The 14,527-nt window shown below is 73.5% G+C and carries 14 protein-coding genes; 4 read left to right on the top strand and 10 right to left on the bottom strand.

The annotated features are described in order from the left end of the window. Window positions 1–19 precede the first annotated feature (19 nt). Both ACQP1S_RS03370 and ACQP1S_RS03365 read left to right on the top strand, forming a co-directional pair. The gene (locus ACQP1S_RS03370; RefSeq protein ID WP_091245009.1) at window positions 20–874 is read left to right on the top strand and encodes a helix-turn-helix domain-containing protein; all 855 of its coding nucleotides are present in this window, start codon (window positions 20–22) and stop codon (window positions 872–874) included. Window positions 875–1,057: 183 nt separating this feature from the next. After that, entirely contained in the window at window positions 1,058–2,002 is a 945-nt protein-coding gene (locus ACQP1S_RS03365; protein ID WP_432902870.1) for an NADP-dependent oxidoreductase, read from the top strand. 342 nt (window positions 2,003–2,344) lie between these two features. Here ACQP1S_RS03365 and ACQP1S_RS03360 read toward each other — a convergent pair whose 3' ends face one another. From ACQP1S_RS03360 to ACQP1S_RS03350, 3 genes are all read right to left on the bottom strand, one after another. Further along, window positions 2,345–3,703: a glycoside hydrolase family 6 protein gene (locus ACQP1S_RS03360; RefSeq protein ID WP_432902867.1), complete on the bottom strand. Its 1,359-nt coding sequence runs from the start codon at window positions 3,701–3,703 to the stop codon at window positions 2,345–2,347. Window positions 3,704–3,963: 260 nt separating this feature from the next. Continuing rightward, window positions 3,964–5,202, bottom strand: coding sequence for a hypothetical protein (locus ACQP1S_RS03355; protein WP_432902864.1), 1,239 nt, complete (start codon window positions 5,200–5,202; stop codon window positions 3,964–3,966). Continuing rightward, window positions 5,189–5,722, bottom strand: coding sequence for a SigE family RNA polymerase sigma factor (locus tag ACQP1S_RS03350; protein WP_091245320.1), 534 nt, complete (start codon window positions 5,720–5,722; stop codon window positions 5,189–5,191). The genes ACQP1S_RS03355 and ACQP1S_RS03350 overlap by 14 nt, the downstream gene beginning before the upstream one ends. Window positions 5,723–5,982: 260 nt before the next feature. Between ACQP1S_RS03350 and ACQP1S_RS03345 the strand changes: the two genes are divergently transcribed. Next, on the top strand, window positions 5,983–7,272 hold the full coding sequence (locus ACQP1S_RS03345) for a sensor domain-containing protein (RefSeq protein ID WP_432902861.1): 1,290 nt from the start codon (window positions 5,983–5,985) through the stop codon (window positions 7,270–7,272). Beyond that, window positions 7,260–7,925 (top strand): response regulator transcription factor, encoded by a 666-nt coding sequence (locus ACQP1S_RS03340; RefSeq protein ID WP_091244992.1) that lies wholly within the window; start codon window positions 7,260–7,262, stop codon window positions 7,923–7,925. The genes ACQP1S_RS03345 and ACQP1S_RS03340 overlap by 13 nt, the downstream gene beginning before the upstream one ends. Before the next feature lie 22 nt (window positions 7,926–7,947). Here the strand turns inward: ACQP1S_RS03340 and ACQP1S_RS03335 are convergent, their stop codons facing one another. The 7 genes from ACQP1S_RS03335 to ACQP1S_RS03305 form a co-directional block, all read right to left on the bottom strand. Continuing rightward, the gene (locus ACQP1S_RS03335) at window positions 7,948–8,691 is read right to left on the bottom strand and encodes an ABC transporter ATP-binding protein (RefSeq protein WP_432902857.1); all 744 of its coding nucleotides are present in this window, start codon (window positions 8,689–8,691) and stop codon (window positions 7,948–7,950) included. Further along, window positions 8,688–9,719, bottom strand: a complete 1,032-nt coding sequence (locus ACQP1S_RS03330) for an ABC transporter ATP-binding protein (protein WP_432902854.1) — start codon at window positions 9,717–9,719, stop codon at window positions 8,688–8,690. Before ACQP1S_RS03330 ends, ACQP1S_RS03335 begins: the two co-directional genes overlap by 4 nt. Beyond that, window positions 9,716–10,603: an ABC transporter permease gene (locus tag ACQP1S_RS03325; protein ID WP_432902851.1), complete on the bottom strand. Its 888-nt coding sequence runs from the start codon at window positions 10,601–10,603 to the stop codon at window positions 9,716–9,718. Before ACQP1S_RS03325 ends, ACQP1S_RS03330 begins: the two co-directional genes overlap by 4 nt. After that, window positions 10,596–11,639, bottom strand: a complete 1,044-nt coding sequence (locus ACQP1S_RS03320) for an ABC transporter permease (protein ID WP_432902848.1) — start codon at window positions 11,637–11,639, stop codon at window positions 10,596–10,598. The genes ACQP1S_RS03325 and ACQP1S_RS03320 overlap by 8 nt, the downstream gene beginning before the upstream one ends. Beyond that, window positions 11,606–13,201, bottom strand: coding sequence for an ABC transporter substrate-binding protein (locus ACQP1S_RS03315; RefSeq protein ID WP_432902845.1), 1,596 nt, complete (start codon window positions 13,199–13,201; stop codon window positions 11,606–11,608). The genes ACQP1S_RS03320 and ACQP1S_RS03315 overlap by 34 nt, the downstream gene beginning before the upstream one ends. Before the next feature lie 91 nt (window positions 13,202–13,292). After that, window positions 13,293–13,547 (bottom strand): superoxide dismutase, encoded by a 255-nt coding sequence (locus ACQP1S_RS03310; protein ID WP_432902842.1) that lies wholly within the window; start codon window positions 13,545–13,547, stop codon window positions 13,293–13,295. 5 nt (window positions 13,548–13,552) lie between these two features. After that, a complete protein-coding gene (locus tag ACQP1S_RS03305; RefSeq protein ID WP_245722478.1) occupies window positions 13,553–14,209 on the bottom strand; it encodes a superoxide dismutase in 657 nt (218 codons plus the stop codon). Window positions 14,210–14,527 lie beyond the last annotated feature (318 nt).

Below are 14,527 nucleotides of genomic sequence, written 5' to 3'. Positions count from 1 at the left end.
CCGGGGCACACTGGGGCGCGTGGAGCGTCACGAGTTCGGCGTCGCAGTGCGCCAGTTGCGGGAGAGCACGGCCCCGGCGACGGTCGGGCTACCGGTCGGCCGGCGGCGGGTGCAGGGGTTGCGGCGGGAGGAACTCGGCGACCTGGCGGGGATGTCGGCGGACTACGTACGCCGGCTGGAGCAGGGGCGCAGCCACCCGTCGGCCGGGGTGGTGCACGCCATCGCCCGTGCGTTACGGATCGGGCGGGCGGAGTACGAGCGGCTCTGCGCGCTGGCCGGGTACGCCGCCGCGGACGGGCAGGTGCCGAACGAGATCGGTCCGGGCGCGCTGCGGCTGCTGGAGCGGTTCACGGACACGCCGATGTTCGTCTCCGACGCGGCGATGAACCTGGTCGCCGTGAACAGCGCGTTCCTGGCCTTGGGGCACTGGAATCTCACCGGGAACCCCTGGGAGTGGAACATCGCCTGGCGTACGTTCTGCGATCCGTTCAGCGGTTTCCAGCAGTCTGCGGCCGACGCGACCGATCATGAGGCGGTCCTCGCCGCCCGTCTGAGGAGTGCGCTGTTGCGCTACCCCGCCGACGCCTCGCTCGCCGCGCTGGTGGACGAGATGCGGAGCCGAAGCGGCCTGTTCGACACCCTGTGGCGCACCCCGCGACCGGTGGCGGCCTACGAGAGCAGTGCCGCGTTCCTTCATCCGGACGGTGCCGCCGTCACGCTTGTCGGCAGCCTTCTCACCATCCCGGGCGACGACCTGTCGGCGCTGATGCTCACGGCGGCACCACGCTCGGCCGATGCGGCGCGTCTCGCGGAGATCGTCGATGCCGCCGGCGAACCGACCATCATCAGGGTGGGCCAACCCGGCCCAGGCTAACCGCGCCGGACCCTGCCAGATTGGGTGACGTATCCAGCGACCGCAGATCCGGCGGCTGCCTCCGGGCGACCCTGGTGACACCGGGCTGGATGCCTTCGCGACGCGAAGCGATGCCGCACCTGCACGCCGGCACCGCTGCACGTACGAAGCACATCGACGGCGCCCACGGAAGCAGGTTCCGCAATGAAGGCAGTGCGTTTTCACGAGTTCGGTGGTCCCGAGGTGCTGCGCTACGAGGACGTCGCGCAGCCCACCCCCGGCGTGGGTCAGGTGCGGATCCGCGTCGCCGCGACATCGTTCAACGGTGTCGACGGCAACATCCGCGCGGGCTACATGCAGGGCCCGATCCCGGTGGAGTTGCCACACACTCCCGGCCTCGACGTCGCCGGCACGGTCGACGCGGTCGGTGACGGCGTGGTCGACGTCGCGGTCGGCGACCAGGTCATCGGCTTCCTGCCGATGACGGGCACCGGGGCCGCCGCGGAGTACGTGATCGCGCCGGCGGAGATCCTGACGGGGGCACCGAGGAACATCCCGTTGGCCGACGCGGCGGCGCTCCCGCTGGTGGGACTGACCGCGTGGCAGGCGCTGTTCGACCACGGCAACCTGACCGCCGGTCAGCGGGTGCTGGTCAACGGGGCCGGCGGAGCGGTCGGCGGATACGCCGTGCAGTTGGCGAAGGAGGCCGGTGCCCGGGTGATCGCCACGGCCAGCCCGCACAGCGTCGACCGGGTCCGGGCCGCAGGCGCCGACGAGGTCATCGACCACACCACCACCGACGTGACGGCGGCGGTGACCGCGCCGGTCGACCTGGTGCTCAACCTCGCGCCGGTCGCCCCGGAACAGCTCGCCGCGCTGGTCCCGCTGATCCGTGACGGCGGGGCCCTGGTCAACACCACCGTCTGGATGCCCGCCCCCTCCGACGAGGAGCGCCGCGTACGCGGCATCGACCTGTTCGTGCGCAGCGACGCCGACCAGCTCGCCGATCTGGTCGCGCGGGTCGGCACCGGTGAGTTGCGGGTCGAGGTCGCCCGGCGGGTGGCGCTGGCCGAGCTGCCCGTACTGCACGCTCAGGCCGGCGCGGGTGAGTTGTCCGGCAAGACCGTCGTCCTCGTGACCACCGCCTGACTGGTGGTACGCGCTGGTCCCGGCCCGGATCGCGGCCCGGCCGACCAGGCGGCCGGGTAACGGATGACCGTCGGGAGCCAGCGGTGCGTCGTACACGCCGTCCTCGGTGAACAGGGCGGCGATCGCATCCGGGTCCCGGGTGACCGCACCGGCGTAGACGTACCGTTCGAAGATTTCCTGGTGTGTGAGCGCCACTCTCCAGTTCAGCCCGCTTGTAGTCGCGGACGGGTGCCGCACGGCGACGGTCGCTCGTCGGCGACCGGTCCGGCGCGTACCGCAGAACGGGGACGGGCCCGGCGCGGAGGGTGTCCTCCGCACCGGGCCTGTCGGCGTCGGGTGGGGTCAGCTGGCCGCGCAGGTGGCGGTGGAACCCTGGCCGGTCCCGTTGCCCTGGAAGCCGAAGCTGGTCGACTGCCGGGCACCGACCTGCCCGTTGTAGCTCACGTTGGTGAACCGGACGGTCCCGCTGGTGCCACTGGCCTGTGCGCTCCAGGTGCTGGTGACGGCGGCACCGCCGGGCAGGGCGATGCTGACGTTCCAGCCGTTGAGGGCCGTGTCCCCGGCGGTGACCGTCACGCTCGCCGTGAAGCCACCGTTCCACTGGTTGACCGCCACCGACGCGGTGCAGCCGTTACCCGTCGGCGGCGGCGTGGTGGGGGGAGCGGTGGTCGGCGGCGGGGTCGTCGGGGGCGCGGTGGTCGGCGGGGTCGTGGTGGGCGGGTTGGGCGCGCCGTTGGCCAGGCTGAAGGCCAGGTCCGGCTGGAACGAGCCGGCGGTGTAGCGGCAGCCGTCCGCCTCGCCCGGCGGCTTCACCCAGAGGTACGCGTCGATGTTGTTGTCGCCGGTGTTGGTCGTCGGGTATTGCCCGATGCGCCGGTCGGTGTTGTCGTCACCGCACCAGTCCCCGCTGGCGCCGCCGTTGCGGCTGGTGTCGATGACCTGGCGCTTGCCCGACAGGCCCATGCCGTTGAGGGCGGAGATGACGTTCCGGCCGAAGTTCGCCTCGCCGGAGGTGGGGTTGTAGTTCGACACGTTGGTGAAGAAGCCGTCGGCGTACTGCACGCCGGCCGCCCGGAGGCGGTTGGCGGTCTCGTTCGCGCTGTTCCAGGTGGAGTGGCCGGCGTCGAGGTACACCTTGGCGTTGGGGTTGGCCGACTTCATGGTCCGGGTGGCCGTCGAGATCGCCTGGTTGCGGGCGTTGATCTCGTTACTGTTCAGGCAGGTCAGCAGGGCGAGGGAGTCGGTCTCCAGGATGATGATGACCGTCCGGTTGCCCAGCCCCCGGGAGAAGTTGGACACCCAGGTCTGGTACTGGTTGAGGTCCGGCGCCCCACCGGCGCTGGCCCCGCCGCAGTCCCGGTTGGTGATCTGGTAGACGGCCATCACCGGGATCTGCTGCGCCGCGTTGGCCGCACCGATGAACGCGGCGGCCTCGGCCTGCGCGGTCGACGGGTTGAAGTTGGCGAACCAGCGGGCCTGCGGCTGGCTCGCGATCTTGTCGCGGATGGCGGCGGCCCGCGAGTCGCCGGGGTTGGCGGCGACCCAGCGCACGACGGCCGAACTCGGGTCGCGGTAGAGCGGGCCGGAGATGGTGCCGGCGGAGGCGCCGCCGACGGCGAAGCAGACGGCAGCAGCGGTGGCGCTCGCGACGGCGGCCACACTGACGGCCACCGATCTGCGACGCCGGGAGAGGATAGCCACGACGTGTTTCCTCCTGATCACATAGACGTATCTAAGTTCATGGGAGCGTTTCCATGGACGGTAGCCGAGGCATACGCTGCTGCCAAGATGTGCGGACTCGTCGATAGGTGGGCGATGTGTGCCGGTCGGACTTCCGGAACCGGCCGACACCCACGGGCGGAGACAGCGGCGGCCACGGCGACGGCGGCACTGCCGAAACGCACAGTGCCGCCGTCGCCGTGGCCGCCAGGCGGTCCCGGCCCCCGTCCGGGGCTCCGGTGTTACGGCCGCAGGGCCTGCGCGGCCGGGGTCCAGGTCGACTCGTTCCGGACGTCGGCGACCCGGATCCCCCTGGCGATCTTCTCCAGCTCGACCAGCGGCAGCGCGTTGCCCAGGCCCATGCCGCTGACCTGGAGGGAGACGGTGCCGTCGGCGCTCCAGATGTTGCAGAAGCCGCCGCCCGCGCCGCCGCCCGCAAGACGCCGGTCGGCACCGGGGTAGCACTTCGTCACGCCGGGCTCCGGCGACTGGTTGGCGCTGCTGCTCGGCGTGACGAAGATGTGGAACCCGTCCTTGATGGCACCGTCGACGGCGTCGTACGGTGCCATCAGGCCCGAGGTGGGCGCGGCGGGCCGGGTGTACGTCGCGCCGCCGTAGTCACCGGCGCGGGCCGTGGCGATGCCGCTGAGGCCGGGCATCGCGTGCGTGCCGGTCTGCAACGGCAGGTAGCCGCTCGGCACGTACCCCACCGTGAACGGCACCAGGGCCGGCTTCGGCCTGCTCGGCTTCAGCCCTTCGACCAGACCGCCCAGGTCCCGGAAGCTCGGCGTGGCCATGTCGCCGGAGAACGACGTGACAGCCGCCCAGGCATTGTGGGCGTACTCCCAGGCGAACACCTTGTTGCCCGGGTAGACCGGGTTGCGCGGGTCGAGGCCGACCGGCAGCGTCGCCTGCACGGCCCTGCGCCCGGCCACGGTGACCTCCTCGCCGCCCTTGATCCCGGCGGGTTCGAAGACACCCGGTCGGTAGACGGTCAGGTAGGCCCACAGACTCGGCTTCCCCCCGGCGGCCCTCCTCTTCTGCGTGATGACGTCGCCCCGCGCCTCGGTCTCCTCACCGGTGACGGGCTTGTCGTTCGAGGTGTGGTTGTCCGAGTAGACGGAGGCGATCTGGTAGCCGGTGGACGTGACGATCGGGTTCTGCACGTGCAGCGTGCCGGCGTCGTACCCGGTGAAGGTGAAGGTGAACGGCGCGGCGTCGGGCCACCGGGCCCCGGTGGACCCGGACGTCGTCGCGCCGGCCGGGGCCGACGCGGCCGTGGTGTTCCGCTCGGCGCCCAGGGTCGGCAGCGTGAACGCGCCCGCCACCGCGACCACGACGAGACCGGCCACGCCGACCGACGCGAACCCGGCCCGACGACGCCGCTCGGCCCGCCGCCCGGCCGCGATGATGTCATCGGCGGTACGCGTCATCGGCGGCTCTTCGCCCGTCACGGCGTCCACGAGCTCATGCAGCTGCATTGGTCCACTCCTCTGTCGGCTTCCCGGTGAGATTGATGCGTTCGGCGGCGAGCGACTCGCGCAGCTTGGCCAAGCCACGGGAGACCTGGCTCTTGGCCGTGCCCACCGTGCAGTTGAGGACGCCGGCCGTGTCCTCCAGGCTCAGCCCCAGGTAGTGCCGCAGCACGACGGCGGCCCGTTGCCGGGCCGGCACGGCGTCGAGCGCCGCCCGCAGGCGCAGCCGCTCGTCGGCCGCCTCGGCCGGGTCGCGCAACGCGAGGTCCGGCATCGCGTCACCGGCCGACCGCTCGCGACGCCAGGGTCGCCGGGTCTCGTCGATCGCGGCCCGGTAGACCATGGTCTTGACGTAGAGATCGGGCCGGTCCAGCTTCCGCCAGCGGGGGTAGAGCTTGACCAGGGCGTTGGCCACCGCGTCCTCTGCGGCGTACCAGTCGCCGCAGGTCATGTACGCCAGCTTGCGCAGCGACGCCATCTGCGACGTCACGAACTCGCGGAACGCTTGTTCGTCTTCGGCTCTCAAGTCGACTGCCTCCTTGTGACGGAGGTAGAACGGAGCCACCGGCCCGGGGAGTTGCACGGCCGGGGGAAGTAGTTGCGCGATCACCCTGCGCAGTGGCACGGTCGACGGACCGCAGGCGCGAGGAGGGCTGCCCCACCCGCAGGGCCGCAGGCCGAACCCTGCCTGCGGCAGGCGGAGCCCGGTGCAGGTATGGCCAGGTATACCTGAACGCTACGGCCAGTGGGCTGGGTCGGGCGGCGCTGCCCTGACAGGGTTCCGGCATGACCTCGGACGTACCTCTGCACCTGGCGACGGCGCTGCGCCGACGCGACTATCTGGTCTCCCGGTGGCCGTGGCGGTCGCTGGCCTACCTCGCCACCACCCTGCCGATCGCGGGCGTGCTGTCCATCGGGCTCCTCGTGGTCGGTGCGCCCCTGATGGCGGTCGTCAACGCCACGCGGCAGGGCCGCCCGGTGGAACTGCCCATCCTCGTGTTCCTCACCGTCGTCGCCCTGACGGTGCTGGCGCTGGCCCCGGTCGTCAGTATCGCGGTGGCCGCGATCGAGCGGTGGCGGCTGCGCCTGGTGGACCCGCGTCCGCTGCACCGGCAACGCTTCACCGGCCTGGTGGCGCGCTACCGCGATGCCGGGGCCTGGCGGGAGGTCGGCCACACCTTCCTGCTCGGCGGCCTCGTGCCGCTGGCGTACTGGCTGCTGTTCCTGATCGGCCTGCTCGACCTGACGCTGATCGCCAGTCCCTGGCTGGTCGGCGACGCCGACCCGGTGATCGTGGTCTGGACCACCGTCGACACCGCCCGCCAGGCGATCCCGTACGCGGCCGTGGGCATCCTGGGCGTCCCGGCGCTGGTGTACCTGGCCGGCCTGCTCGCCGCCGGTCAGGCGGCGGTGGCCCGCCGACTGCTCGACGGGGCGGCCGACTCGACGGCGCTACGGGAGGTCGCCCGTTCCCGGGCCCGCCTGGTCGACGCCTACGAGGCCGAACGCCGTCGCATCGAGCGGGACGTGCACGACGGCGCGCAGCCCCGGCTGACCAGCCTCACCCTCCAGCTCGGCCTGGCCCGGCTGGACGTGCCCGACGACTCGCCCGCGGCCCGGCCGTTGGCCGTCGCGCACGAGCAGGCCAAGGGGCTCATGATCACGCTGCGGCAGATCGTGCAGGGCATCCGCCCGCAGCACCTCACCGAACTCGGTCTGGCCGGCGCGGTCCGGGAGTTGGCCGGGGCGGCCACCATCCCGGTCGACGTCCACGCCGACCTCGGGCAGCCGCTGCCCGAGGTGGTCGAGACCACCGCCTACTTCGTGGTGTCCGAGGCCCTGGGCAACGTCGCCCGGCATGCCCGCGCGGGCCGGGCCGAAGTCCGGCTGACCCGGTCCGCCGGCAGTCTCGTGGTGGAGATCGAGGACGACGGGTGCGGCGACGCCGACCCGGCCCGGGGCAGCGGACTGACCGGGCTCGCCGACCGGGTCGCCGCCGTCGACGGGCGGTTGCTGCTGTCCAGCCCGCCCGGTGGTCCTACCCTGGTGCGGGTGGAGCTGCCGTGCCCCCGGTGACCCGGGTCGTGCTCGCCGAGGACGAGGTGCTCCTGCGGGAGGGCCTGATCGGCCTGCTGACCAGATTCGACTTCGAGGTGGTCGCCGCCGTCGGCTCCGCCCCGGCGCTGCTGGAGGCGGTCGACGCGTACGAGCCGGACCTGGTGGTGACGGATATCCGGATGCCGCCACAGCACCGCGACGACGGGCTACGGGCCGCCGTCACCGCCCGCACCCGGCACCCGCACCTCGCGGTGGTGGTGCTGAGCCAGCACGTGCAGGCCGAGTACGCCGCGGCGCTGCTCGACAGCGGTGACCGCCGCCGGGTCGGCTACCTGCTCAAGGACCGGGTCGCCGACGTCGCCGAGTTCGCCGCGACCCTGCGGCGGGTCACCGGTGGCGGCACGGCCATCGACCCCGACGTGGTACGGCACCTGCTGCACCGCCCGCGCGATCCGCTCGCCACCCTGTCGGCCCGCGAGCGGGAGGTGTTGGTGCTGCTGGCCGAGGGCCATTCCAACGCGGCGATCGCGGCCCGGCTGCACGTCACCGAGGCGGCGATCGGCAAGCACGTCGGCAACATCCTGGCCAAGCTCGACCTGCCACCCAGCGACGACACCAACCGCCGGGTGCTCGCGGTCCTCACCTACCTGCGCACCGGCCCGGCCCGGTGACCACCGCCGCCGTACCCCGCCGTCAGCGGGTCGGCGGGCGCGCGGGCGGGTCGACCGCCGCCCCGGGCAGGTCCACCACCCGGGTCGCCCAGCGGGCCAGCAGGGCCGGGTCGTGGGTGATCAGCAGCACGCCGGCGGAGTGCCGGCGCTGGTAGTCGGTGACGACGGCGGCGACGTGGGCCTGGGTGGAGGCGTCGAGCATCGCGGTGGCCTCGTCGCAGAGCAGGTGGTCGGGCCGGTGCGCGAGGGCGCGGGCCAGACAGGCCCGTTGCAGCTGCCCGTCGCTGACCGCGTGCGGACGCCGGGTGAGCAGGTCGGGGGTGAGCCCGACCAGGTCGGCCAGTTCGGCGGTACGGGCGGTCGTCTCCGCGGTCGGGGTGCCGGTCGCCCGCAGCGGTGCGGCGATGAGGTCGGCCAGGCTCAGCCGGGGGTCGCTGGCGGCGCGGGGGCTCTGGAACAGGATCGCGACGCGGGTCCGCACGGCGGCGGGCACCCGGTACCGGACACCCCCGACGGGTCGCCCGTCCAGGGTGACCCGGCCGCTGTCCGGGGCGTGCAGGAGGGCCAGGACGCGGGCCAGGGTGGACTTGCCGCTGCCGGAGGGCCCACGCAACCCGACCGTCTCACCGGGGGTGATGTGCAGGTCGACGCGGTCGAGGACGCGCTGCCGGCCGAAGTGGGCGGTGATCTGGTGCGCGGCGAGTCCGGTGGGCGTCACGGCTGCGGAGTCGGGTGGGCCCGTCGGGTCGTCGACAGTGGTCGTCATGCCGGTGCTCCCGGGGTGAGCGGGTGGTGGCAGGCGAGCCGCCCCCCGCCGTCGGCGGCGAGGCGGGGTGTGGTGTGGCAGGCGTCGGTGGTCCGGGGGCAGCGCGGGGTGAAGGCGCACCCGGCGGGCAGGTCGGTGAGCATCGGCGGATGGCCGGGCACGGGGGTGAACGCCCGCTCGGGCAGGGCGTCGAGCAGTCCGGCGGTGTAGGGGTGGCCGGGGTGGTCGAACAGATCCGGGGTGGGGCGGTGTTCGACGATGCGGCTGGCGTACATCACGGCGACGGTGTCGGCGACGCGGCGGGCGGCGGCGAGGTCGTGGGTGATGAGCAGGACGGCGGCCCCGGTGTCGCAGCGGCGGCGCAGCAGGTCCAGGGTGTGGTCGACCAGCGGGCGGTCGAGGCCGGTGGTGGGTTCGTCGGCGAGCAGCAGCGGCGGGTCGGGGGCCAGAGCCAGGGCGGTGGCCAGCCGTTGGGCCATCCCGCCGGACAGCTCGTGGGGGTAGCGGTCGAGGTCGACCGGGTGCAGGCCGACGTCGGCGGCGACCCGTTCGGCGACGTCGGCGGCGACCCGTTCGGCGACGTCGGCGGCGGCCCGGCGGGGGTGGCCGTGGGCGCGCAGGGTCTCCTCCAGCAGCCGCCGGCCGGTGCGCACGGGGGTGAGGGCGGTGGCCGGGCTCTGCGGGACGAGACCGATGGCCCGACCCCGTACCTGCCGGGCGAGGTGGCGCTCCCCCACCGCGATCAGGTCGACAGGTGTGCCGTCCGGCGGGTGCAGGCGGGCCCGCCCGGTGACGGTGGCGTTGCGGGGCAGCAGGCCGAGCAGGGCGTGCGCGAGGACGGACTTGCCGCAGCCCGACTCGCCGACCACGGCCAGCAGCTCGCCGGGGTGCAGGTCGAGGCTCAAGTCGCTGACCGCGTGCACGACGGCGTCGCGGAGCCGGAAGCGGACGGTCAGCCCGTCGACCGCCAGCAGGGCGGGGCCCCGACCGGTGCCGGCGGGGACCGTGGTGGGGACGCTGGTGGTCACAGTTGCAGCTCCGCGCGTACCCGGGGGTCGAGTCGGTCACGCCAGCGGCCGGTGAGCGCGGCGAGGGCGAGGGTGACGGTGACCAGGGCGAGGCCGGGGACGATGCTGGCCCACCAGGCGCCGGTGAGCAGGGAACGCTGACCGTCGTTGATCATGTTGCCGATGGAGGCGAGGTGCGGGGGCAGGCCCAGGCCGAGGAAGGACAGCGCGGTCTCGTGCCAGACGGCGTGCGGGACCATCAGCGTGGTGGCCAGCGCGAGACGCGGGAGCACGTGCGGCAGCAGGTGCCGGGTGAGCACCCGGGCGCGGCCCGCGCCGCCGGAGATCGCGGCGTCGATGAACGGGCGGCTGCGCAGGCTGAGCAGTTCGGAGCGGACGATGCGGGCGGTGGACAGCCAGTGCGTCAGCGCGATGGAGGCGATGACCGCGCCGAGGCTGGGACGCAGCATCGCCACGATGAAGATGCCCAGCAGCAGGTGCGGTAGCGCGGCGATGGTGTCGACGACGCGCATCAGGGCCCGGTCGACCCGCCCGCCGACGGTGCCGGCGACGGCGCCCACGAGGCCGCCGATGACGGTGGCGACCAGGGCGGCGACCGCGCCGACGAGCAGTGAGACGCGCAGCCCGTAGAGGCTGCGCAGCGCCACGTCGCGGCCGAGGTCGTCGGTGCCGGCCAGGTGGTCGCGGGAGGGCGCGAGCCGGGTCCGGGCGAGGTCGACCGCGCTCTGGTCGAGCGGCCAGAGCAGGGACGCGAGCAGGCAGACGACGACCGCGACGGCGACCACACCGGCGGCCAGCACCACGCCGGGACGGCCGCCCCGCAACAGGGCCGACGGCCGGCGCGACGGCCGGGTCCGAGCCGGCGCGGGGGCGAGGTCAGTCATCGAGGCGTACCCGGGGGTCGGCGGCGGCGTAGCCGAGGTCGGTGGCCAGGTTCGCGGTCAGCACCACGACGGTGGTGGCCAGGGTGGTGGCGGCCAGCAGCGGGAAGTCCGCGCCCAGTGCGGCCTGCACGGTGACCGCGCCGAGGCCGGGCAGCGAGAACACGGTCTCCACCAGCACCGCGCCGCCGACCAGTTCGGGCAGGTGCGTGCCGACCAGGGTGAGGAAGGGCAGCAGCGCGGTCCGCAACGCGTGGCCGAACAGGACGGTACGGCCGGGCAGTCCCCGGGCGCGGGCGGCCAGCACGTGGTCGTCGCGCAGGCTCTCGGCGACGGCGTCCCGGACGAACAGCACGAACCACGGGGCCTGGGAGATCGCCAGCACCGTCACCGGGAGCACCAGGTGCCGGGCCACGTCGGCGGGGTCGGTGCCGGTGGCGGTGAGGTCGGTGAGCCCACCGGCGGGCAGCCAGCCGAGGGTGAGGGCGAACAGGGCGATCGCGGCGAGCCCGATCCAGAACACCGGCATCGACTGCACGGCGTACGCGGTGGCCCGCAGGGCGCGGTCGAACCAGCCACCCCGCCGGTACGCGGCGAGGGTGCCCAGCAGCACGCTGGCCACGAGGGCCAGGGCGAGGGCGACACCGACGAGCAGCAGGGTCCAGCCGGCGCGGGCGGCCAGCACCGAGGTGACCGGTTCGTGCCGGCTGGTGGACCAGCCGAGGTCGCCGCGCAGCAGGTTGCCCACCCAGCGGGCGTACTGCACCGGCAGGGGGTCGTCGACACCCCAGTTGGCGCGCAACTGCGCGAGGTTCTCCTCGGTGGTGGTGAAGGCCGCCGCGCCCGCGTACTGCTGGGCGGGGTCGATCGGGGAGGCCGCGCCGAGCGCGAACATGCCCATGCTGGTCGCGGCGAGCACGGGTACGGCGACCAGCAGCCGGCGGCGGATCACCACCCCGGCCCCGGCCAGCCGCCGACGTCGGACCGGCGGCGGTGCCGCTGTCGTCACGACTTCCTCGTCCAGGTGTGCACGTTCCACCAGAGGCTGTTGGCGACGTCGTGCTCGTGTGGCTCGACCCGGGGCGTCACCCCCACCACGGTGTCCCGCACCACGTAGGTGTGTTGCAGGTAGGTGAGGAACACCCACGGCACGTCGGCGGCGAGCTGCCGCTGGAAGGTGGCGTACGCGGCCCGACGGGCGGCCGGGTCGGTGTTGTCCCGGCCGGCCTGCAACGCGGCGTCGACGGTGGCGGACCGGTAGGAGCCGGGGTTGAAGAAACCCTGCCCGGCGAAGGCCGAGCCGAACAGCTTGAACGACACGAAATCCGGGTCGTACGGGGTGCCGTACCCCATGATCAGCGCGTCGGTCTTCATCCGGGGGGTGATCGCGTCCCAGGTGAGGCCCTGCGGGTTGACGGCGATGCCGATCTTCCTGGCGTCGGCGGTGACCGCGAGGGCCAACTCCTTGCGCAGGCTGTCGGTGGCCGGGTACATCAGCGTGAACGCGGCCTTGCGCCCGGCTCTGGCCCGGATGCCGTCCGGGCCCGGCGTCCAGCCGGCGGCGTCCAGGATCGCGGTGGCGGCGGCCGGGTCGGCGGCGGGCCGGCCGGTGATCGACGCCTCGGCGAACTCCGAGGAGGGTGGCACCGGCCCGAACGCCGGCTCCCCCGCCCCGCCGAGCACCCCGGTCACCATGGCCTGCCGGTCCACGGCCGCGTGCAGCGCCCGCCGGACCGCCAGGTCACCCAGGACCGGGTTGCCCATCGGGAGCATCACCCCCCGGTAGTCGGCGGTGGGGACCCGCTGCACCCGGTGACCGCCCGGCCCGTCGAACCCGACGGCCAGCTTCGGCGGCAGCTCGGCCGCGTCGAACTCCCCGGCCCGCATCCGTTGCGCGCGCACGTTGTCGTCGGCGACGAACGCCACCACCACGCCCGGGTTCGCCGGCCTGCCACCCCAGTACCGGTCGTTCGCCGCCAGCACCAGCCGGTCCCCCGGCGTCCACGACGTCATCCGGTACGGGCCGGTGCCGATCGGCCTGCGGTTGAACTCCGCCTTGTTGACGTCCTGCCCGGCGAACGCCTTCCCCGGGACGACGCCCAGCGCCAGCCGCTGCAGGAACGGCGCGTACGGGTGCTTCAGCGTGAAGACCACGGTGGCCGGGTCGGGGGCGGCGACGGAGGCGAGCATGTCGAGGTCCGAGCGCAGCGTCGAGTCGACCTTGGGGTCCAGCACCGCCTGGTAGGTGAAGACCACGTCCTGTGCGGTGAGCGGGCTGCCGTCGTGGAACAGCACCCCCTCGCGCAGCTTCGCCGTCACGGTCCGGCCGTCCGCCGACACCTGCGGCAGTTCGCGCGCCAGGGCCGGCGTCAGCGCGTTGCGGGCGTCCCGGGCGACCAGCCCGTCGAAGATCAGCGACGCGCCGTCGGGGCCGAAGTTCAGCACCGGGTTGAGGGTGTCCGGCTCGCCCGCGGTGGCCACCACCACGGTGCCGCCACCGCTCGTGCCGCCGGACGACGGGGCCGGGGACGAACAGCCGACGGCGGCGAGCAGCGCGACGCCGACCACCGCCGACACGCGTACGGACCGGGGCTTGACCATGACGTACTCCTGGTTGTGCGGTGTGGACCCGGCACCGCCCGAACGGTGTCACGGTGCCCCTGGGCGACGAGGATGCGCCGGGGGGCTCGAATCAGGGTGCTGGGGGCGTGTCGGCCACGAGCAGGGTGAGTTGCCGCACCAGGTCGTCCAGCGACTCACCGGTGTGGGCGCGGACCAGCCCGAGGGCGAGGTCGGCCAGCAGGTAGAAGCCGAGGGTACGGGCCGGTTCGGAGTCGAAGGAGGCCAGCAGCGTCTCCGCGCCGGCGAGGTCACCGCGACGGCGGGCGGCGATGACCCCGGCGGCGCGTTGGACGAGGTCGGCGGCGACCGGAACCGGACCGGTCACGCCGGTCAGCGCTTCGGCGGCTGAGCGCGGACCGCGGCGAAGCGGGCGGTGACGTCGGCCCAGTCGACCAACCCCCACAGCCGGTCGACGTAGTCCGGACGGACGTTGCGGTACTGGAGGTAGTAGGCGTGTTCCCAGGCGTCGAAGACCAGCAGCGGCGTCGAGCCCTGCCCGACGTTGCCGTGGTGGTCGTAGACCTGCTCGACGATCAGCCGTTGCCCCAGCGGCTCCCAGGCCAGCACACCCCAGCCGGAGCCCTGCACGCTCTTGGTCGCCGCCGACAGCTGCCCGGCGAAGCCGTCGAACGAGCCGAAGTGCTCGTCGATCGCCGCGGCCAGCTCCCCGCCGGGGCGGTCGCCGCCGTCCGGGGAGAGGTTGTTCCAGAAGATCGAGTGCAGCACGTGCCCGGAGAGGTTGAACGCGAACGTCTTCTCCAGCCCGACCAGGGCCGCGAAGTCACCCTTGTCGCGGGCCTCGGCGAGCTGCTCCAGAGCGTCGTTGCTGCCTTTGACGTACGCCGCGTGGTGCTTGCTGTGGTGCAGTTCCAGGATCTCGCCGGACATGGCCGGCTCCAGCGCACCGTAGTCGTACGGCATGTCGGGCAACGAGTAGAGGCCCACCAGCAGCTCCCCGGGATCGTCGGTCGGTGGCGGGGCGGGCACCCCGGCGAGGTGCGGATCATCGCGCCGGGGCGCCCACCACTGCTGCCACTATTCCGCAGTTGCCATATCTTGGCAATAAGACCCGCGCATGTCCGGTCGACGCCCCCAGCGGGGCGTCTTCCGTTCCGCCGACACCGGCCGCAGTCTGGGTGTGGATCAATGACGACCCGCGCCGGTACGGCGGTCTGGCGCTCACCGGCGACCCTGACATCTGCGGCCGGGTCGACCGGAGCGGCTACGGGCGGGGCATCGGCTACGGCGACCCCGCACGTCGGTGGGACCTGCCGGCCCCGGCAGGTTCCGGCGGGCTTGACGGCA

The organism is Micromonospora matsumotoense, assembly GCF_050951065.1.
GTDB classification, from domain to species: domain Bacteria; phylum Actinomycetota; class Actinomycetes; order Mycobacteriales; family Micromonosporaceae; genus Micromonospora; species Micromonospora matsumotoensis.
This window is presented reverse-complemented; position numbering and strand designations above follow the sequence as displayed.

Excerpts from the sequence above, each read along its gene's own strand:
- ACQP1S_RS03365 (WP_432902870.1), top strand. The coding sequence starts at position 1,058 with ATGAAGGCAGTGCGTTTTCACGAGTTCGGTGGTCCCGAGGTGCTGCGC.
- ACQP1S_RS03355 (WP_432902864.1), bottom strand. The coding sequence starts at position 5,202 with ATGCAGCTGCATGAGCTCGTGGACGCCGTGACGGGCGAAGAGCCGCCG.
- ACQP1S_RS03345 (WP_432902861.1), top strand. The coding sequence starts at position 5,983 with ATGACCTCGGACGTACCTCTGCACCTGGCGACGGCGCTGCGCCGACGC.
- ACQP1S_RS03335 (WP_432902857.1), bottom strand. The coding sequence starts at position 8,691 with ATGACGACCACTGTCGACGACCCGACGGGCCCACCCGACTCCGCAGCC.
- ACQP1S_RS03325 (WP_432902851.1), bottom strand. The coding sequence starts at position 10,603 with ATGACTGACCTCGCCCCCGCGCCGGCTCGGACCCGGCCGTCGCGCCGG.
- ACQP1S_RS03315 (WP_432902845.1), bottom strand. The coding sequence starts at position 13,201 with ATGGTCAAGCCCCGGTCCGTACGCGTGTCGGCGGTGGTCGGCGTCGCG.